This is a genomic window from Duganella sp., assembly GCF_039595735.1.
GTDB lineage: Bacteria > Pseudomonadota > Gammaproteobacteria > Burkholderiales > Burkholderiaceae_D > Rugamonas.
Window position 1 is genome coordinate 20,487 of the sequence record NZ_JBCNLB010000008.1, and the last position, 21,265, is coordinate 41,751.

Below are 21,265 nucleotides of genomic sequence, written 5' to 3' on the forward strand. Positions count from 1 at the left end.
ACAAGTTTTCCACTTAATTTGTATTAGTATATTTCTATTTTGTTACCTTGTCTTGCCTTTCGGTTCTATTTTGACAACAGCGAGACAGTATTGGCAATTTTTTTTTGATTTCACACATTTTGCAACATTTTAGGCCCTGAGTGGCGCGCACGAAAGGGTTTTTCATGTTTTTTCATACACCTTAGCAGAGCGGCAACTACATGTGTTAAATCCGGATGCTGTAAGATGCAAGTTACTGACCCTCAAGCATGAAAGCAAATATGAAATTAGCCACGTGGAATGTTAACTCTTTGAACGTAAGACTGCCGCACGTTATGAAGTGGCTAGAGGAAAACCCTACCGATGTGCTAGCAATTCAAGAAACAAAATTAACTGACGACAAGTTTCCACTGGCCGAACTGGAAGCCGCCGGCTACCACGTTGCCTACACCGGGCAAAAGACCTACAACGGCGTGGCCATCATTTCCAAACTGCCGATCCACGATATCGTCAAGAACAATCCCAAATTTGAGGACGCCCAGCAGCGCATCGTGGCCGGCACCATCGACGGCGTGCGCGTTGTGTGCGCTTACGTACCTAACGGCCAGGCGGTAGGCTCAGAGAAGTTTGACTACAAGATGGCGTGGCTGAACGCCTTCCATGACTGGATCCAGGAACAGGCAGCGGCATACCCGCAGCTGGCGGTGGCAGGCGACTACAACATCGCCCCCGAAGACCGCGACGTGCACGATCCGGCGGCGTGGGAAGGCATGGTACATGTGTCGCCGCAGGAGCGCGCGCAGCTCCAGCGCCTGCTGGACATAGGCCTGACCGATGCCTTCCGCATGTTTGAGCAGCCGGAAAAATCGTTCAGCTGGTGGGATTATCGTGGTCTCGGCTTCCGCCTGAACAAAGGCCTGCGCATCGACCACCTGCTGTTGTCGGAAGCGCTGAAACAGCGCTGCACCGCCTGCATCATCGACCGCGTGCCGCGCAAATGGGACCAGCCGTCGGATCACACGCCGGTCGTCGCCACCTTCGCCTGAGCGCGCGGCAGCAGCAGCTGGGCCGTTGCATGCGGCACCGGCTGCGAGAACAGATAGCCCTGGGCGAACTGGCAGCCATGCTGCTGTAACAGGGCGTACTGCCCTTCCGTCTCCACGCCCTCCGCCACCACCGATAGCTGCAGGCTGTGCGACAGCGCGATGATCGCCGCCACAATGGCGCGATCTTCCGCGCTCTGCTCCAGATCCTTGATGAAGGCGCGGTCGATCTTGATCTTCTTGACCGGGAAGCGCTTCAGGTAAGCCAGCGAGGAATAGCCGGTACCGAAATCGTCGATCGACAGGCGAATGCCCATGGCGTTGATGTGGCCGAGAATTTCCAGCGTCTGTTCGCCATGCTGCATCAGCGCGGTTTCGGTGATTTCGAATTCAATCAGCGCCGGATCGATGCCGGTGTCGTCCAGGATGCCGCGGATCGATTCCACCAGCCCGCGGTGCATGAACTGGCGCGGCGACAGGTTGACCGCCAGCGGCACCGGCGTCATGCCCTGGCTTTGCCAGCGCATGCTCTGGATGCAGGCCTGCCGTATCACCCACTCCCCGATCGGCACGATCATGCCGTTTTCCTCGATGATGGGGATGAACTGGTCGGGCGTCACCAGCTCGGTGCCGCCGCGGCGCCAGCGCAGCAGCACTTCCATGGCGTGCAGGCGGCGCGTGCCGATATCCATGATGGGCTGGAAGTACAACTCGAATTCGTCGGCCGCCAGCGCACCGCGCAGGCTGGACTCCAGTTCGAAGTGGCGCGCCGCAGTCTGGTTCATCGCCTCCTTGAAGAACTGGTAGTTGTTACGGCCGCTGGCCTTGGCGTGGTACATGGCGCCGTCGGCGTTGCGCATCAGCGTTTCCACGTCGCCGCCATCATCGGGGTAGACGCTGATGCCGATCGATGGCGTGATGTGCAGGTTGCGGCCTTCCAGCGGGAAGCTCTCCGACAGCGCCTCGATGATTTTCTCCGCCACCTGGCTGGCCTCATCCGCACTGCGGATGCCCGGCACCAGCACCACGAATTCATCGCCGCCCAGCCGGGCCACGGTATCGCTGGCGCGCACCGCGCGGCACAGGCGGCTGGCCACTTCCTTCAGCAGCTGATCGCCGGTCATGTGGCCGAGCGAGTCGTTGATCATCTTGAAGCGGTCAAGGTCGATGAACATCACCGCCAGTTTGCGCTCGGTGCGCTGCGCCGCCAGCATGGCGCGGTCCAGCCGGTCCGACAACAGCGCGCGGTTGGGCAGGCCGGTCAGGCTGTCGTGATACGCCATGTGGTGCACGCGCGCCTCGGCCTGGCGGCGCTCAACAATCTCGCCCTGCAGTTGCGCATTGGCGCCGGCCAGTTCGGCGGTGCGCTCCTGCACCCGCAGTTCCAGCTCATCGCGCGCGCGGGCCACCGCTTCCGCCGCTTCGCGCCGGGTGGTGATGTCGTCCACCAGCCACACCGAACGCCCGGTGGCTTCGGCCAGGTCGAACGGCCGGCCGGACAAGCGCGCCCAGAACGTGCTGCCATCCTTGCGCACCAGCTGATATTCGGAGACGTTGACCTGGCCGGCATGGAAGTCGCGTGCCGTTTCGGCGCGGGCTTGTTCCCATGCCACCTTGTCTGCGTAGAACGCCTGCACACTCAGGTGATTCATCTCGCCCGGCCCGTAGGCGAACAGTTCTTCCATCTTGCGGTTGCAGCGCAGGTTGCGGCCATTCTCCACCACCGAGATGCCCAGCACCGCGCTGTCGAGAATCGCCTGATTCTCCAGCAGCGCGTTGCGCAACGCCTCCTCGGCGCGCTTTTGCTCGGTGCGGTCCTCGATCACCCAGATGGTGCCCTGGGTCGGGTCTTCCGGATTGACCACGTAGCCGATCAGCTGCGCCCACAAGGTGGTGTCGTCGGCCCGGCGCATTTCGATCTCGGTCTGGAACGGCTTGCCGATCGAGAGGAAGGGATAAGCCTCGCCGCCCAGCTTGTCGTAGGACTCCTGCGACGGATACAGCGCGCGGCCCGGCAGGCCAAGGCCGGAAGTCTCGGTGTAGCGGAACATCTCGGCAAAGCCGCGGTTATAGCGCGTGATCACGCGGTTCTTGGTGAACAGGATGCTCATCGAGGCGTTGGTCATGATGGCCTCGACTTCCATCTGCGTCTGCAGCGAATGGGTCACGTCTTCAAGAATCCAGATGGTGCCGCCGCCGCGGTGCTCGTCGTCCACCGCGCGGGCGCGCACGCGGCACCAGAACAAGCTGCCGTCCTTGCGTTTGAATTCGTAGGCGTCTTTTTCAAACGGCTGGCCGGAACCCAGCAGCGGCCCGGCCTCCTGGCCAAACGCTTCGTAGTGCTGCTGCGACTGGAACAGGATCTGCGACGGCTGCCCTTCCATCTCGCCCGGCTCGTAGCCGAACATCTGCGCCAGGCGCGGATTACAGCTGCGCATCAGCTGCGCGCGCGTAAACAGGATGCCGACCGAGGCGTTGTCCAGGATGGCTTTCTGCTCCAGCAGCATGCGGCGCAGTTTTTCCTCATCCAGCCGATGCTCGTTGATGTCCTCCATGATCCACATATTGCCGTCGGCAGTGTGCATCGGATCGATGGCGCGGCCGTACAGGCGGGCCCAGAACAGCGTACCATCCTTGCGCCGCACCTGAATCTCGGCGGTGTAGGACTGGCCCTGCGCCAGCTTCGGACCAGCCTCCTGACTCAGCTTGATGAAGTCCGCCTCGCCGGGATAGACGATGGCGCTGGAGGCGCCTTCCAGTTCGTGACGGCTGTAGCCCAGCATCTCGGCACAGCGGATATTACATTCGAGGATAACGCCGTCCTTGCTGAACAAGATGCCCACCGCCGCATTTTCAAGAATGGCACGCTGTTCCAGCAGCGTTTTGCGCAGCGCGCGCTGGTCGCGCTGGGCTTCGGTGACGTCGTGGAAGACGATGGTCACGCCATCGAGACCGGCGGCCGCCGGCAAGGGCTTGGACCAGGCCTGCACCGACAGGTACTGGCCATCCGCGCACGTAAGGCAGCTGTCCCAGCGTTCCGGATTGTGCAGGCTGGCCAGGCTGGCGGCGCGCACATGGCGCGCAAACAGGTCGCCCACCGGCCGACCGCACGGATCGACGCCCAGCAAGGCAATCAACTCGGCATTCGCAGCCAGCACCAGGCCCTCCGCGCTGCAAGCGCAGGCGGGCACGCCGATCAACGCCAGCGCGTCGGCTACGAAATCGGTAGTGGTGGGCACTTGATACCTGGGAAGCATAGTTGGCAGATGATAAACCACATTACTGGCCTCCGCCATCAAACCCGTTAGCGCGCGCTCCTAAAAACGACAATGCCCGGCGAACCGGGCATTGTTGTACATCTTGCTTTTTTTATCAGTGCGCGGTGGCGCCAGCGGCGCCGATGCCGGTCTCGGAGCGCATCTGCTGCGCCTCATAACCAGCGCGATCGATGCGCGCGCGACCGCTCTTGTCCAGCAGCGAGAACACGGCGATGCAGATGAAGGCCAGCGGCATCGAGAAGATCGCCGGCGACGCGTACGGGAACAAGGCGCTGCTGTGACCCAGCACGTCCACCCACACCGACTTCGACACCACGGTCAGCCCCACAGCGGTAATCAGGCCGACAAAGCCGCCGATGGTGGCGCCGCGCGTGGTGCAGTCCTTCCACAGCACCGACATGAACAGCACCGGGAAGTTGGCCGATGCCGCAATCGCAAACGCCAGCGAGACCATGAAGGCGATGTTCTGCTTTTCGAACACGATGCCCAGCACCACTGCCACGATGCCGAGAACGATGGTGGTGATCTTCGATACTTTCAGCTCGCTGCCGGCGGCAGGCTTGCCCTTCTTGATGACGGTGGCGTACAAGTCGTGCGACACAGCCGATGCGCCGGACAGGGTCAGGCCAGCCACCACCGCGAGGATGGTCGCAAACGCCACCGCCGAGATGAAGCCCAGGAAGACGTTGCCGCCCACGGCTTTGGCCAGATGCACCGCCGCCATGTTGTTACCGCCCAGGAGTTTGCCGGCTGCGTCCTTGAATTCCGGATTGGTGCTCACCAACACGATGGCGCCGAAACCGATGATGAAGGTCAGCACGTAGAAATATGCGATCCAGGTGGTGGCCCAGAACACCGACTTGCGCGCCTCCTTCGCGCTAGGCACGGTGAAGAAGCGCATCAGGATGTGTGGCAGGCCGGCGGTGCCGAACATCAGCGCCATGCCGAACGAGATGGCGGAGATCGGATCCTTGATGAAGGTGCCCGGCCCCATGATGGCTTCCTTGTTCGCGTGCAGTTCCACCGATTTGGCGAACAGCGCCTCAGGGCTGAAGTTGAACTGCGCCAGCACGGCAATCGCCATGAAGCTTGCACCGCCCAGCAGCATCACGGCCTTGATGATCTGCACCCAGGTGGTGGCGGTCATGCCGCCAAACAGCACGTAGATCATCATCAGCGTACCGACCAGCACCACGGCGACCCAGTATTCAAGGCCGAACAGCAGCTTGATCAGCTGGCCCGCGCCAACCATCTGCGCGATCAGGTAAAACGCCACCACCACCAGCGTACCGGAGGCCGAGAAGATGCGAATCGGCTCCTGCTTGAAGCGGTAGGCGGCAACGTCGGCAAATGTGAAGCGGCCCAGGTTGCGCAGGCGTTCCGCCATCAGGAAGGTGATGACCGGCCAGCCGACCAGGAAGCCGATGGCGTAGATCAGGCCATCGTAACCGTTCAGGAACACCGATGCGGAGATGCCGAGGAAAGATGCGGCCGACATGAAATCGCCAGCGATGGCCAGGCCATTCTGGAAGCCGGTGATGCCGCCGCCAGCCGTGTAAAAGTCCGATGCGGAGCGGGTCTTGGCCGCCGCCCATTTGGTAACGAACAGCGTGAAGACCACGAAGGCCGCGAACATGATGATCGCGGTCCAGTTGGTCGGCTGCTTGACAGCCTGGCCCAGATCGCCGCCGGCTGCGAAAGCGGCGCCGCTGGCGGCCAGCAGCGTCAACGCCGTGATATTGCGCTTAACGGCATTCATGCTTGCACCTTCTCGTGGATCGCCTGGGTCAGTTCGTCGTAGCGGCTGTTCGCGCGGCGCACATACACGCCGGTGATCAGCACCGTGAAGACGATGACGAACAGGCCAATCGGCATGCCCCAGGTCATGACGCCGTCGCCGGTTTTCTTTGCGAGGAATTCTTTGTCGAACGCGATCAGCAGGATGTAGCCGTAGTAGACCAGCATCATGAGCGCAGTCAGCGCCCAGCCGAAGCGGGAGCGCGATTTGACCAGCTGGTGATAGTTGGGATCGCGCTTGATTTTTTGTACGAGGTCGTCGTGCATGATGTGTCTCCTTTTTTAATTTATGCTGCCAGATTAAAGCCGGAGACTTACCGCTCGCTTACGCGCACAATTATTTTTGCAGCACCCGCTCGATCTGCTGCAACGATGAAGGATCTTCAATCGAGGTCAGGTCGCCGGGATTGCGGCCTTCGCAGATCGCTTGTATTGAACGGCGCAGCAGTTTTCCGGAGCGCGTCTTCGGCAGCTGCGTGACGAAGTACACGCGGGCAGGCCGCGCCACCGCGCCCAGCTGGCGATCCACCACGGCCATGACGTCCTGCTCACTGGTAGCCGCGCTGGCGTCCTTGAGAATCGCGAACGCCACTGCCACCTGCCCTTTGATCTTGTCTTCCACGCCGACCACCGCCACTTCCGAGACGTTGGGGTGACTGGTGATGGACTCTTCGATCTCGCGCGTGCCGAGCCGATGGCCGGCGACGTTGATCACATCGTCGGTGCGGCCGAGGATAAAGTAGTAGCCGTCCGCATCGCGCACGCCCCAGTCGAAGGTGGAGTACAGCATCTTGCCGCCGGATTCGGTCCAATACGTATCGATGAAGCGCTGATCGTTGCCGTACACAGTCTGCATGCAGCCCGGCGGCAGCGGGCCCTCGATCATCACCACGCCTTTTTCATTGGCCGCGCATTCCGCACCGGTGGTCTCGTTCACCAGCTTGACCTTGTAGCCGTACATCGCCACGCCCGGGCTGCCAAGTTTTGTTGGCGCGTCCTCTATACCCTTTGCGATAGACAGGATAGGCCAGCCGGTTTCGGTCTGCCAGTAGTTGTCGATGACAGGCACGCCGAGTTCTCCGGCGACCCAGCTGGACGTCGTTTCATCCAGCGGTTCGCCGGCGAGATACAGCGCCTTCAGCGACGACTTGTCGTGCTTGCGCATGAACTCCGGCGGCTGTTTGCGCAGCACGCGAATCGCGGTTGGCGCCGAAAACATGCGCGTGACCTTGTACTTCCCGACGATGCTCCACCAGATGCCAGGGTCCGGGCAGATCGGCAAACCCTCGTACATGATGGTAGCCATGCCGGCAATCAGTGGGCCGTAGACAATATAGGAGTGCCCCACCACCCAGCCGATATCGGACGTAGCAAAGAACGTCTCGCCAGCGTTACCGCAGAAGTTGTGCTTCATCGACGCCGCCAGCGCCACCGCGTAGCCGCCGACATCGCGCTGCACGCCCTTCGGTTTGCCGGTGGTGCCGGAGGTGTACAGGATGTAGGACGGCTCGTTCGACTCCAGCCACGTCACCGGAACTTGCGCCGCCAGATGTGAAGCGCGCAGCGCGGCGTAATCGACGTCGCGGCCCTCCACCTTGTTCATTGGCGCCAGGCCGCGATCCACCAGCAGCACGCGCGATGGCTTGGACGATGACAGCGCAATCGCCTCATCCAGCAGCGGCTTGTAGGGAATGGCTTTGCCGTTGCGCGAGCCGGCGTCGGCGGAGACGATCAGCACCGGCCTGGCGTCGTCGATGCGGCTGGCCAGGCTGTTGGCGGCAAAGCCGCCGAACACCACCGAGTGCACCGCGCCAATGCGGGCGCAGGCCAGCATGGCGAATGCGGCTTCCGCGATCATCGGCATGTAGATCAGCACGCGGTCACCTTTGCGCACACCGAGCGACTGCATCATGGCCGCCCAGCGCTGTACTTCCGCGCGCAGTTCGTTGAAGGAGTAGCTGCGCTCCGTGCCGGTTTCGGTGGAAATGGCGATCAGCGCCGGCTTGTCGCCTTGCGTTGCGCACCAGCGGTCCACCGCGTTATGACACAGGTTAGTCCTGCCGCCCACAAACCAGCGGGCAAAGGGCGGGTTCGAGTAATCCAGCACCTGGCTGAATGGCGTGTTCCAGTCGATGAGCGCAGCTTCGTCCTGCCAGAACTGTTCAGGCGTGACGATAGAGCGCTGATAAAAATCAGCGTACTTCATGTCTCCTCCGTTTTTTGTCACTGCTCAAGCGGGTACGCGTACCCAGCCTTCCATCAGCACCCGCGCGCTGCGGCTCATTACCGCTTTTGTCACGCTCCATTCTCCGTTCTGCTGCACCGCCTCCGCGCCGACCCGCAAGGTGCCGGATGGATGGCCGAAACGCACCGCGCCGCGTTCACCGCCGCCGGCCGCCAGATTCACCAGCGTGCCGGGAATGGCGGCGGCGGTGCCGATGGCGACAGCGGCCGTGCCCATCATGGCGTGATGCAGCTTGCCCATCGAGAGCGCGCGCACCAGCAGGTCCACATCGCCCGCCGCCACAGGCTTGCCGCTGGACGCGGTGTAGTCCTTGGGCGGCGCCACAAACGCCACCTTGGGCGTGTGCTGGCGCGTGGCCGCTTCGCTCAGTTCCTTGATGAGGCCCATGCGCAGCGCGCCGTGCGCGCGAATGGTTTCAAACATCGCCAGCGCCTTGGCGTCGCTGTTGATGGCGTCTTGCAGCTCGGTGCCGGTGTAGCCGATGGCGCCGGCGTTGATGAAGATGGTCGGAATGCCAGCGTTGATCATGGTGGCCTTCAGCGTGCCGACGCCGGGGACTTCAAGATCGTCCACCAGTTGGCCGGTCGGGAACATCGAGCCGCCGGCGCCCTCCTCTTCCGCCGCCGGGTCCATGAATTCCAGTTGTACTTCGGCGGCCGGGAAGGTCACGCCATCCAGCTCGAAGTCGCCGGTCTCCTGCACCTCGCCGTCGGTCATCGGGATGTGGGCGATGATGGTCTTGCCGATATTGGCTTGCCACACGCGCACCACGGCCACGCCGTCGCGCGGCACGCGGGCCGGATCAACCAGTCCGCCGCTGATGGCAAACGCGCCCACAGCTGCAGACAGGTTGCCACAATTGCCGCTCCAGTCGATGAAGGCCTGGTCGATGGAAACCTGGCCGAACAGATAGTCCACATCGTGCTCCGGACGGCTGCTCCTGGCAAGAATCACCGTCTTGCTGGTGCTGGAGGTTGCGCCGCCCATGCCGTCGATCTGCTTGCCGTAAGGGTCCGGGCTGCCGATCACGCGCAGCAGCAACTGGTCGCGCGCGGCGCCGGGCTGCTGCGCCGCTTCCGGCAGATCCTGCAGACGGAAAAACACACCCTTGCTGGTGCCGCCACGCATATAGGTGGCGGGGATTTTGATTTGCGGTTTGTGCGTCATTTAAGCTGCCTTTGCCGATTCAAGGAAGTCCTGCGCGAAGCGCTGCAGCACGCCGCCGGCTTCGTAGATCGACACGTCTTCCGACGAATCGAGACGGCAGGTCACCGGCACTTCCAGGCGCTCGCCATTGCGGCGGTGGATCACCAGCGTCAGCGTGGTGCGCGGTGCGCGCTCGCCAATCACGTCGTAAGTCTCGGTGCCGTCCAGCGCCAGCGTCAGACGGTTCACGCCTGGCTTGAACTCCAGCGGCAGCACGCCCATACCCACCAGATTGGTGCGGTGGATGCGCTCAAAGCCCTCGGCCACAATCGCTTCCACGCCAGCCAGGCGCACGCCTTTGGCCGCCCAGTCGCGAGACGAGCCCTGGCCGTAGTCGGCGCCGGCGATCACGATCAGCGGCTGCTTGCGGTCCATGTAGGTCTCGATGGCTTCCCACATGCGGGTGACTTTACCCTCTGGTTCCACGCGCGCCAGTGAACCGGCTTTCACATTGCCGTCCGTATCGCGCACCATTTCGTTCTTCAGCGTTGGATTGGCGAATGTGGCGCGCTGCGCGGTCAGGTGGTCGCCGCGATGGGTGGCGTAAGAGTTGAAGTCCTCTTCCGGCAAACCCATTTTGTGCAGATACTCGCCGGCGGCGGAATTCATCATGATCGCGTTCGACGGCGACAGATGGTCGGTGGTGATGTTATCGCCCAGCAGCGCCAGCGGGCGCATGCCTTTCAGCGTGCGCTCGCCTGCCAGCGCGCCTTCCCAGTACGGCGGACGGCGGATGTAGGTCGATTGCGGACGCCAGTCGTACAGCGGCGCGGCACGCTCGCCGCTATCTTCGCTGCGCGCGAACATCGGAATGTAGACTTTGCGGAAGTGATCCGGCTTCACGCTGGCAGCGACGATGGCGTCGATCTCCTCGTCACTCGGCCACAGGTCTTTCAGCGTGATGGCTTTGCCGCTGGCGTCATGGCCCAGCACGTCCTTCTCGATATCAAAGCGGATGGTGCCGGCGATGGCGTAGGCCACCACCAGCGGTGGCGAAGCCAGGAAAGCCTGCTTGGCGTACGGGTGGATGCGGCCATCAAAGTTACGGTTGCCCGACAGGACGGCGGTGGCGTAAAGATCGCGCTCCACCACTTCCTGCTGGATCACCGGATCGAGTGCGCCCGACATGCCATTGCACGAGGTGCAGGCATAGGCCACCACGCCGAAGCCCAGCTTTTCCAGCTCCGGCATCAGGCCCGCTTCCTCCAGGTAGAGCGTGACCGCCTTGGAGCCTGGCGCCAGCGAGGATTTGACCCAGGGCTTGCGCAGCAGTCCTGCCCTGTTGGCATTGCGCGCCAGCAGGCCGGCGGCGATCATGTTGCGCGGGTTGTTGGTGTTGGTGCAGCTGGTGATGGCGGCGATGATGACCGCGCCGTCCGGCATCTTGCCCGGTTCATTTTCCACCACGCCCGAGATGCCGCGCGCCGCCAGATCGGTGGTGGCCACGCGCTTGTGCGGGTTGGATGGACCGGCGATGTTGCGCACCACGGTGGACAGGTCGAACTTCAGCACGCGCTCATATTCGGCGGTCTTCAGGCTGTCCGACCACAGGCCGGTGTGCTTTGCGTATTTTTCGACTAGTTCCACCAGCGCGTCATCGCGGCCGGTCAGCCTGAGGTATTTAATGGTCTGCTCGTCGATCGAGAACATCGCGGCGGTGGCGCCGAATTCTGGCGCCATGTTGGCGATGGTGGCACGGTCGCCCAGCGTCAGCGCCGTGGCGCCTTCGCCGTAGAACTCCAGATAGGCCGACACCACTTTTTCCTTGCGCAGGAATTCGGTCAGCGCCAGCACGATGTCGGTGGCGGTGATGCCGGCTTGCGGTTTGCCGCTCAGCTCAACGCCGACGATATCCGGGAGGCGCATCCACGACGCGCGGCCCAGCATCACAGTTTCCGCTTCCAGGCCGCCGACGCCAATGGCGATCACGCCCAGCGCGTCCACCATCGGCGTGTGCGAGTCGGTGCCGACCAACGTGTCCGGATAGGCCACGCCGTCGCTCACCTGAATCACCGGCGACATGCGTTCCAGATTAATCTGGTGCAGGATACCGTTCCCCGGCGGGATCACGTCCACGTTCTGGAAGGCTTTCTTGGTCCAGTCGATGAAGTGGAAGCGGTCTTCGTTGCGGCGGTCCTCGATGGCGCGATTCTTGTTGAAGGCATCGGGATCGAAGCCGCCGCATTCCACCGCCAGCGAGTGATCGACCACCAGCTGCGTCGGCACCACCGGATTGACCAGTGACGGATCCCCGCCCTGGTCGGCAATGGCGTCGCGCAGGCCGGCCAGATCAACCAGCGCGGTCTGCCCCAGAATGTCGTGGCACACCACGCGCGCCGGGAACCATGGGAAGTCCAGGTCGCGCTTACGCTCGATCAGCTGCGACAGCGAGGCATTCAGCGTGGCCGGATCGCAGCGGCGTACGAGGTTTTCCGCCAGTACGCGCGAGGTGTACGGCAGTTTGGCCCAGGCGCCTGGCTGGATCGCATCGACGGCTTCACGCGCGTCGAAGTAGTCCAGCTGGGTGCCCGGCAAAGGCTTGCGGAAATGGGTGTTCATTTGCGGTCCTTGATCGGGACGAATTTCAGGTCTTCCGGGCCGACGTAGTTGGCGCTTGGACGAATGATCTTGTTGTCGATGCGCTGTTCAATGATGTGCGCCGACCAGCCGGAGGTGCGCGAGATGACGAACAGCGGCGTGAACATCGCGGTCGGCACGCCCATCATGTGGTACGAAACCGCCGAGAACCAGTCCAGGTTCGGGAACATCTTTTTGATTTCCCACATCACCGATTCCAGGCGCTCTGCGATGTCGTACATTTTGGTGGAGCCGGCTTCTTCCGACAGCTGGCGCGCCACTTCCTTGATCACCACATTGCGCGGATCGGAAACGGTGTACACCGGGTGGCCGAAGCCGATCACCACTTCCTTGTTGGCGACGCGGTTGCGGATATCGGCTTCCGCTTCATCCGGATTGTCGTAGCGCTTCTGGATTTCGAAGGCAACCTCGTTGGCGCCGCCGTGCTTCGGACCGCGCAGCGCGCCAATGGCGCCGGTGATGGCCGAATGGATGTCGGAGCCGGTGCCCGAGATCACGCGGCTGGTGAAGGTCGAAGCGTTGAACTCGTGTTCCGCATACAGGATCAGCGAGGTGTGCATCGCACGTACCCACGAGTCGCGCGGCTTCTCGCCGTGCAGCAGATGCAGGAAGTGGCCGCCGATGGAGTCGTCGTCGGTTTCCACTTCGATGCGCTTGCCATTATGGCTGTAGTGGTACCAGTACAGCAGCATGGAGCCGAAGGAGGCCATCAGGCGGTCCGCGATGTCGCGCGCGCCTGGCGTGTTGTGGTCATCTTTTTCCGGCAGCACGCAGCCCAGCACGGAAACGCCGGTACGCATCACGTCCATCGGATGGGCCGATGCGGGCAGTGCTTCCAGTGCCGACTTCACGGCTTGCGGCAGGCCGCGCAGGGATTTCAGTTTGGCCTTGTAGCCTTTCAGTTCGGAGACGGTCGGCAGTTTGCCATGCACCAGCAGATAGGCGATCTCTTCGAACTCGCAGGTGGTGGCGACGTCCAGAATGTCGTAGCCGCGATAGTGCAGGTCATTGCCGGTTTTGCCGACAGAGCACAGCGCAGTGTTACCGGCGGCGACACCCGACAGGGCGACGGATTTTTTTGGTTTGAAGGTGGTAGCTTCGGTCATTTCGTTATCTCCAGTGTGCGTCGTTCCGGCGTAGGCCGGAACCCATAGAACGCATGCTCAGAATGGATCCCGGCGCGCGCCGGGATGACGAGGGGTTATTTCTTCTGTGCGGCGAACAGTGCATCCAGCTTCTGTTCGAAATCGTGATAGTTGATGCGTTCATACAGCTCGGCGCGGGTCTGCATGGTGTCGACCACGTTCTTCTGCGTACCGTCGCGGCGGATCGCGCCGTAGACGTTTTCCGCTGCCTTGTTCATGGCGCGGAAGGCGGACAGCGGATACAACACCAGTCCCACGTCGGCGCTGCGCAGCTCATCCACCGTAAACAACGGGGTCGAGCCGAATTCAGTGATGTTGGCCAGCACCGGCACCTTGACGGCGGCGGCGAACTGCTTGTACATATCCAGCGTGATCATCGCCTCCGGGAAGATCATATCGGCGCCCGCCTCTACGCAGGCCACGGCGCGTTCGATGGCGGCGTCCAGGCCTTCCACCGCCAGCGCGTCGGTGCGGGCCATGATGACGAATTGGTCGTCGGTGCGCGCATCAACGGCGGCCTTGATGCGATCGACCATTTCATCCTTGCTGACGATCTCCTTGCCCGGGCGGTGGCCGCAGCGCTTGGCGCCGACCTGGTCTTCGATGTGAGTGGCGGCGGCGCCGAACTTGATCAGCGATTTGACGGTGCGGGCCACGTTGAAAGCGGAGGCGCCAAAGCCGGTGTCCGAGTCGACCAGCAGCGGCAGATCGCACACATCGGTGATGCGGCGCACGTCGGTCAGCACGTCGTCCAGATTCGAGATGCCGAGGTCCGGCAGGCCGAGCGACCCCGCCGCCACGCCGCCGCCCGACAAATAGATCGCCCTGAAACCGGCGCGCTTGGCCAGCAAGGCGTGATTGGCATTGATGGCGCCAACCACCTGCAGCGGAGATTCTTCCTGAACGGCTTTGCGGAACGCGGCGCCTGCGGAGTAGTGACTCATGTTGAGACCTTTCGATGTTGCGTTGAAGTTAGGCACTGTAGTGCAAGGGCTATGCCAGACGTGCAATCTATACAAATCAATCACTTACAGCCAATCCAGTGTTTCATAATGAAACACTGAAACAGATTTGAACTATAATTGAAACATGCGACACTCCACGCCCCTGCCCTTCGACGCCAACGACAAGCCGGTTATCTGGACGGTTTCCGTGTCGCGCCTGTCCGATCTGTTCCGCGACATCACACTGGAATACGACAGCCTGGCAACGATCGAGCCGATCAATCTGGGCTTCGACGAAGCGGCCAAACACATACGCGAGCGTCTCGCCAGCGAGCGTTGCGACGCGGTGATCGCGGCCGGCTCGAATGCGGCGTATCTGAAAGGCCGCCTGTCGGTGCCGGTGGTGATCGCCAAATTCAGCGGACTGGATGTGATGCAGGCGCTGGCGCGGGCACGGCGCGTGTCGGACCGCATCGGCATCATCACCTATCAGGACCGGCTGGCGGAACTGGCCGAATTCTCCAGCACCTTCGGCTTCGACGTGGCGCAGCGCACTTACGTAACCGAGGAAGATGCGCGCGCGCAGATCAACGATTTGAAAGCGGCCGGCATCAAAGCGATCGTCGGCGCCGGTCTGATTACCGATCTGGCCGAGGAAGCGGGGCTGACCGGCGTATTCGTGTACTCGGCCGCGTCGATCCGCCATGCGTTTGACGATGCGCTGGAGATGGCACGCCTGACGCAGCTGGAATCGAACCGCAGCCGCGCGCGCAGCGCGGTGGTGACCGACACACTGCGTGCCAGGCATGGCATCAACGATCTGCGTGGCGATTCGGCGGCGATGGAGACAGTACGGCAATCGGTGGTGCTGTATGCGAAATCGCCGGCGACCGTGCTGATACAAGGCGAGACAGGCAGCGGCAAAGAGCTGGTGGCACAAGCCATCCACCGTGAAGCGCCGCGCACGCTGGGCCAGAACCGTCCCTTTGTAGCGGTGAACTGTGGCGCGATCGCAGAGTCCCTGCTGGAATCAGAATTGTTCGGTCACGAGGAAGGCGCCTTCACCGGTGCGCGGCGCGGTGGACATGCGGGCTTGTTTGAAGCGGCCAACCGCGGCACGCTGTTCCTCGACGAAATCGGCGAAATGCCGCTCACGCTGCAAACGCGTTTGCTGCGCGTGCTGGAAGAACGCGAAGTGGTGCGCGTGGGCGGCACGCGGCCGATACCGGTCAACGTTCGCATCATCAGCGCCACCCACTGCGACCTTGAACAGCGCGTGCGCGAAGGCCGGTTCCGCGCGGACCTGTTCTATCGACTGGCCGTATTGCGTCTGACGCTGCCGCCGCTGCGCGCACGCGCCGAAGACGTGCTGCCGCTGGCTGAATGGTCGCTGAAAAACGCCCTGGCATCATTGGGCGCGCGCCCGCATCCCAACCTGCACGCCGAGATAGCGGCCTGCGCGTCCCTGCTGGAGCGCTACGACTGGCCGGGCAACGTGCGCGAACTGCGCAACCTGGCAGAGCGCCTGGCCCTATTCCTGGCAGCTGAACCGCTGCAAGCGCTGACGCCGGCGTTCATCCTCAGCATCGCCCCGGAACTCGCGGCCCGGGGCCTGGGCACGGTGCCGGCGACCGAACGCGTGTCCGACGTCCTTGCCCGCTTCGGCGGGCGCCGCGACGCCGCCGCCGACTACCTCGGCATCAGCCGCACCACCCTCTGGCGCAAACTCAAAGCCGAAAGCTAACTCCGGGGTCAGGTCCGTCATTTCTACACGGTCTCATCCGTAACGTACGTTACGGATGAGACCGTGTAGAAATGACGGACCTGACCCCGGAGTTATGGCCGCTCATCACGGCGGTAAAGCCGCTCATCCCAAAGCCGTCGCTGCTGGCGTGGGGCGGCGATAGCATGGCCCCACTTAATCACCAACGGAGACCACCATGCTGATCAAAACCATCGCCGCACTGGCCACTACCTTGATGCTGGGCCATGCAGCAGCAGCCGAGCACCCCGCCTTCAAGGTCGATGTCACCGGCACCGGCGCCCCCATGATCCTGATTCCAGGACTGGCGTCGTCCGGCGACGTCTGGGACGGCACTGTGCGGCACTTCTGCGGCAGCGGCAAGTATCAGTGCCATGTGCTGACCCTCGCCGGTTTCGCCGGCCAACCAGCCATTCAGGAGCCATTACTGCCCGCGGTCGAGCAGCAGTTAAGCGCCTATATCAGCACCCATAAATTCAACCGGCCGGTCATCATCGGCCATAGCCTCGGCGGCTTCCTCGGCATGAAGCTGGCGGCGAACCACCCCGAACAGGTCGGCCAGTTGGTGATCGTCGATACCCTGCCGGCACTCGGCGCGGCACAGATGCCAAGCCTGACGCCCGCTCAACTGAAGGAGATGGCCGCCGGCATGCGCGCCAATATGCAGGCGCAGGATGCAGCCACTTTCAACGCGGCGCAATTGCGGACCATGCGCACCATGATCACGCGCCAGGAAGATATCGATAAGGCGCTGGCCCGTGGCGGGCTGTCCAACCGCCGCACCGTCATCGACGCGATGGCCGATATGATGGGCACCGATCTACGCCAGGACATCAGCCGCATCCAGGCGCCAACGCTGGTGCTGGGCACCTGGATCGCCTACAAGGATTACGCCTCCAAGCCGGTCATCACCGCCGTCTATACCTCCCAGTACGCGCAGCTCAAGGGCGCCAAAATTGAAATGGCCGACAACGCACGCCACTTCATCATGTACGACGATCCGGCATGGATGTATGATCGCATTGATAACTTCCTCAACTGAGCCCATGAACCACCAACGCCCACTCATCGCGCGCCTGAACTGGTACTGGATCTTCCAGCTGACCGGCTGGGGCTTCCTCCCCCTGTTTGCCGCCGCCACGGGCGCGACCAGCATGCCGGGCCTGATCTGGGTGATGTGGTGGGGTGCCGGTACTGGCATCGTGATCAGCAACTGGTGGCATCGCCTGCTCAAACGACGCCTCAGCATTGGGCAGCGCATCAGCTGGACCACGCTGCTGTGCGGAGTGCTGGCGCTGGGCACGATTCACACCTTCGTGCAGTACCTTGGTTTCCTGATGTTCGCCGCGCCCATGGTGACAAAAGGCTTCGGCTGGGTGCCCGGTGCGCTGCTGGCGTGGTGGGCGACTTACCTGGTCTGGAATATCTTCTATATGGCAGTGCTGTCGCTGCGGCGCGCCCATCGGGCGGAGGCGGAATCGCTGCGGCTGGAAGTCGCCGCCAAGGACGCGGAGCTGCGCGCCTTGCAGGCGCAAGTCAATCCGCACTTCTTCTTCAACAGCATGAACAGCGTGCGCGCCCTGATTTACGAAGACCAGAATGCGGCGGCGCAGATGATCGATCAGTTGGCCAGCGTAATGCGCTATGCCCTGCAATCCGGACATCACGACACCGTACCGCTGTCAGCGGAAATCGAGGCCGTGCAGGCTTATCTCGCCATCGAAAAAATCCGCTTTGAAGAACGCATGCAGGTCAGCGTGGACATCGGCGTCGGGCTGGAGCAGGTGCGCATTCCGCCAATGTCGCTGCAGACGCTGGTGGAAAACGCGGTCAAGTATGGCGTCGAGGCCAGTCCCGCCGGCAGCGAGATCCGCATCCGCGCACAGCGCAGGGACGATGGCGCGGTGCATATCGAAATTGCCAACCTCGGCGCCATCGTGCCGTTCGCCAACTCCACCAGGGTGGGCCTGGTCAATACGCGCAAGCGCCTGGCGCTGGCATTGGGCGCCAATGCGCAGCTGGATTTGTCGGAAAACAGTGGCTGGGTACGCGCCACGCTGACTTTGCCGGAGGCTGCGTGATGCGGGCATTACTGATCGACGACGAGCGCCTCGCACGCGCGGAACTGCGACGCTTGCTGGCCGCGCATCCTGAGGTGGAAATCGTTGGCGAGGCGGTCAACGCCGCCGATGGCGTGCAGCAGATCGCCGCGCTCAAGCCCGACCTGATTTTCCTCGATGTGCAAATGCCCGGCGGTTCCGGCTTCGACATGCTGGCCGCGTTGGAGGAAGCGCCCGAAGTCATCTTCACCACCGCCTTCGATCAATACGCGCTGCAGGCGTTTGAAGTGAACGCGCTGGACTACCTGCAAAAACCGATACAGGCCGCTCGCATGGCCTCCGCATTACAACGCTGCGCGGCGCGCCAGCACCGCGAGGCGGTGTCCACCGCGGGCAAAAAACTGTTCATCAAGGACGGCGATCGATGCTGGTTTGTCGCCATGCAGGACATTCGCCTGTTCGAATCCGAAGGCAACTACACGCGCGTCTACTTCGGCCAGCATCAGCCGCTGATGCTGCGCTCTTTGAACCAGCTGGAAGAGAAGCTCGACCCGCAGCGCTTCTTCCGCGCCAGCCGCCGCCACATCGTCAACCTCGACTTCATCGAACAGGTCCAGCCCAACGACAGCGGCGGCCTCGATCTCACCCTGCGCGACCAGACCGCCATCGAAGTCTCCCGCCGCCGCGCTGCGCAATTCAAGGCGTTGAGCGCCATCTAACCACGCAAAGCCTGCGCTGGCGGCAGGCGCATGGCGGTCCAGGTGTGGCGGGTGATGGCGATGAGGGCGGTCATCAGCGTCAGCAGCAGCGCGAAGGCCAGAGTCCAGTAGCCGATCGGGGCATGTTCGATGTAGCTGCTCAGGTGACGCTCGATCAGCACCAGCGCGATCGGCAGGCTGATGGCGGCCGAGATCAGCGTCATGGCGCCGATCTCGCGGATCACCAGCAGACCAATGTCGGCCCGCCGCGCGCCGTGCAGTTTGCGCAGGACGATTTCCCTGGCGCGGCGCTGCACGGTGTTGGCGGACAGTGCATAGGTGCCGAAGGCGGCAATCGCCAGCGCGATGCCGGTTGCTACCGCCAGCAGCCTGGCCATGCGGGCATCTTCGGCGTAATGCGCTTTCAGCACGTCCGCTGCGCGGTAGATCTTGGGCAGCGCGTCCGGGAAGTATTGGGGCCACAGCGCTTGCGCGGCACGCTCGGCGTCCGCCGGTGCGCCCGCAGCGCGCACGCTCAGCACCATGCCGTTATCGCCCAAGGCGTAGGCCGTGGCGGCCGGCGTCTCGCGCAGGGAGTGGAAGCGCAGCTCCGGTGCGATGCCGACGATGCGCGCCGCGATCACGGCATTGTCGAATCCTGTGAAGCTGACCGTTTGCCCCACCGCCTGCTCGGCACTGGCAAAGCCCAAAGCGCGGGCGGCGACAGCGTTCAGCACCATGCTGGTGGCGTCGTTGTCTTTGTCGATAGCCGACTGGAACAGCCGCCCTGCCGCTGGCGCGATGCCGTACAGTTCAAAGAAGTTGGCGCTGACGGTTTTCATTTCCATCAATGCGCTCTCGCCGCCGGGCCGCTTGAGTGTGCGCGTCCACATCCAGTCGAGGCGACCGACCGGGTCTTCAGAAACAGCGACGCCGGCCACGCCGGGTTGCGCTTTCAAGGCCGAGATCAGGCGTTTGGCCTTGCCGGCGTCACGGATATGACCCGGCATGTCCACCACCACGATCGGCGCCGGATCGAAGCCCGGCGCGGCGCGCATGGCGTAATCGGTCTGCCAGGCGATGGCGATGGTCACGCTGGCCAATCCCATCGCGGTGCCGATCTGGATCACGGTCAGCGCACGGCGCCATTGCATGCTGCCGCGCGATTCGGTATCCGGACGGCCGGCCAGCACCTGCGTCGGACGCACGCGCAGCGCGATCCACGCTGGATATGCCGCCGTGGCAGCCCCCAGCAGCGCTCCAATCCCAAACGCCGCCGCGATGTTCTGCGGCGAGAACAGACCGTCCAGCTGCCGGTTGACCAGCTGCGAAAAGACCGGCAGCGCCAGCCACGCCAACAACAAGCCAATCGCGGTTGCGGCCATCGCCAACAGGATGGACTCCAGCAGAAACTGCGCCACAATCCGCGGCATGCCGGCGCCCAGCACTTTGCGCATGGCCATCTCGCGCTGCCTGCGCAGCACGCGCACAGTGGTCAGGTTGACGTAGTTGATCGCGGCCAGCAGCAGGATCAGTGCGGCCAGCACCGCCAATCCCGCGACCACACGCGGACTGGCGCGGTCGCCCGGCAGCGCGATGAAACTGTTGGCGACTTTGTCGTCGAAGTAGGCATCGCGCAGCGGCGAGATGGCCAGCTCGATGGCCTTGCGCTGGCCGAGACGTTCGCGCACTTCAGGCGGGAACTGGTTCAGGCTCGGCGCCTTGTCAACCGCCTGCTGCAATTGTGCGAGGATGAGCGGTAGCGAAGCGCCGGGCTTGAGGCGCAACAGCATCTTGGTCATCCAGCCATGCTCTCCGGTCAGCATCTCGTGACGGATGTCCGGCTCCACCACGGCGCCGTTCACACCGAACAGGACTTCGAACGGAATGGTGGTGTTGGCCGGCGGCGCAGCCACCACCGCGCCGACCTGCATGGTGTGGCCATCCGCCACCATGGTCCGGCCCATTGCGTTGCGCGTGCCGAACAGCCGCAACGCTGCGGACTCCGTGATAACGAAGCGGTCCGGCCGTTCCAGCGCGCTGGCCAGATCGCCCTGCAACGCGCGTATGCCCAGCACCGATGGGAAGCCGGGCAGCGTGATCAGGCTCCGCACCGTCATCAGGTTACGGTCCGCGCGCACGGTCAGCGGCGTGATTTCAGGACGCGCGGGAATATAGCTGGTGACGTCGGCCACACCAGGCGTCTTCAGCGCCACCTCGCGCAAGAACATCGGCGCCAGGTCGAACAGCGGTGACGATGGTTCGACATTGAAGTGGTGCTTGACCACGTACACCTGCTCCACCTCCGGCAGGTGGCTGTCGTATTCCAGCGAGTAGCGCACAAAACCCAACAGCAGCAAGCTCGCCGCCAGGCCAACACTCAGGCTCAGGATGGCCGTGAGTGTGTATGCAGGTTCTTGTATCAGCGTGCGCCAGGCGATGCGTAAATCCATGTTTCAAAATCCTGTGATGAAGTTATCGCATCAACTGCAACAACCATGCCACGCGCT

The 21,265-nt window shown here is 62.9% G+C and carries 14 protein-coding genes; 5 read left to right on the top strand and 9 right to left on the bottom strand.

Features of this window, described 5'->3' with window-relative positions:
• Positions 1-260: 260 nt before the first annotated feature.
• A complete protein-coding gene (xth, locus tag ABDW57_RS15590; RefSeq protein ID WP_343731094.1) occupies positions 261-1,025 on the top strand; it encodes an exodeoxyribonuclease III in 765 nt (254 codons plus the stop codon).
• Here the strand turns inward: xth and ABDW57_RS15595 are convergent.
• The 8 genes from ABDW57_RS15595 to prpB all read right to left on the bottom strand — a co-directional run bounded on the left by ABDW57_RS15595 (position 995) and on the right by prpB (position 14,235).
• Positions 995-4,261, bottom strand: coding sequence for an EAL domain-containing protein (locus ABDW57_RS15595; RefSeq protein ID WP_343731095.1), 3,267 nt, complete (start codon positions 4,259-4,261; stop codon positions 995-997). The genes xth and ABDW57_RS15595 overlap by 31 nt on opposite strands.
• 133 nt (positions 4,262-4,394) lie before the next feature.
• Positions 4,395-6,059, bottom strand: coding sequence for a cation acetate symporter (locus ABDW57_RS15600; protein ID WP_343731096.1), 1,665 nt, complete (start codon positions 6,057-6,059; stop codon positions 4,395-4,397).
• Positions 6,056-6,364 (bottom strand): DUF485 domain-containing protein, encoded by a 309-nt coding sequence (locus tag ABDW57_RS15605; RefSeq protein WP_343731097.1) that lies wholly within the window; start codon positions 6,362-6,364, stop codon positions 6,056-6,058. The genes ABDW57_RS15600 and ABDW57_RS15605 overlap by 4 nt, the downstream gene beginning before the upstream one ends.
• A gap of 70 nt (positions 6,365-6,434) precedes the next feature.
• Complete coding sequence (locus ABDW57_RS15610; RefSeq protein WP_343731098.1) at positions 6,435-8,303, bottom strand: propionate--CoA ligase; 1,869 nt, start codon at positions 8,301-8,303, stop codon at positions 6,435-6,437.
• Between the two features lie 24 nt (positions 8,304-8,327).
• The gene (gene prpF / locus ABDW57_RS15615; RefSeq protein ID WP_343731099.1) at positions 8,328-9,509 is read right to left on the bottom strand and encodes a 2-methylaconitate cis-trans isomerase PrpF; all 1,182 of its coding nucleotides are present in this window, start codon (positions 9,507-9,509) and stop codon (positions 8,328-8,330) included.
• Entirely contained in the window at positions 9,510-12,107 is a 2,598-nt protein-coding gene (gene acnD / locus ABDW57_RS15620; RefSeq protein ID WP_343731100.1) for a Fe/S-dependent 2-methylisocitrate dehydratase AcnD, read from the bottom strand.
• Entirely contained in the window at positions 12,104-13,252 is a 1,149-nt protein-coding gene (prpC, locus tag ABDW57_RS15625; protein ID WP_343731101.1) for a 2-methylcitrate synthase, read from the bottom strand. Before prpC ends, acnD begins: the two co-directional genes overlap by 4 nt.
• Before the next feature lie 95 nt (positions 13,253-13,347).
• Entirely contained in the window at positions 13,348-14,235 is an 888-nt protein-coding gene (gene prpB / locus ABDW57_RS15630; RefSeq protein ID WP_343731102.1) for a methylisocitrate lyase, read from the bottom strand.
• Positions 14,236-14,380: 145 nt separating this feature from the next.
• On the opposite strand from prpB, the gene prpR reads away from it, so the two are divergent.
• From prpR to ABDW57_RS15650, 4 genes are all read left to right on the top strand, one after another.
• A complete protein-coding gene (prpR, locus tag ABDW57_RS15635; RefSeq protein ID WP_343731103.1) occupies positions 14,381-15,979 on the top strand; it encodes a propionate catabolism operon regulatory protein PrpR in 1,599 nt (532 codons plus the stop codon).
• A 196-nt stretch (positions 15,980-16,175) separates the two neighbouring features.
• A complete protein-coding gene (locus ABDW57_RS15640; RefSeq protein WP_343731104.1) occupies positions 16,176-17,039 on the top strand; it encodes an alpha/beta hydrolase in 864 nt (287 codons plus the stop codon).
• Between the two features lie 4 nt (positions 17,040-17,043).
• Positions 17,044-18,078: a histidine kinase gene (locus ABDW57_RS15645; protein ID WP_343731105.1), complete on the top strand. Its 1,035-nt coding sequence runs from the start codon at positions 17,044-17,046 to the stop codon at positions 18,076-18,078.
• Entirely contained in the window at positions 18,078-18,776 is a 699-nt protein-coding gene (locus ABDW57_RS15650; protein WP_343731106.1) for a LytTR family DNA-binding domain-containing protein, read from the top strand. Before ABDW57_RS15645 ends, ABDW57_RS15650 begins: the two co-directional genes overlap by 1 nt.
• Here the strand turns inward: ABDW57_RS15650 and ABDW57_RS15655 are convergent.
• On the bottom strand, positions 18,773-21,208 hold the full coding sequence (locus ABDW57_RS15655) for an FtsX-like permease family protein (RefSeq protein ID WP_343731107.1): 2,436 nt from the start codon (positions 21,206-21,208) through the stop codon (positions 18,773-18,775). The genes ABDW57_RS15650 and ABDW57_RS15655 overlap by 4 nt on opposite strands.
• Positions 21,209-21,265: the final 57 nt, after the last annotated feature.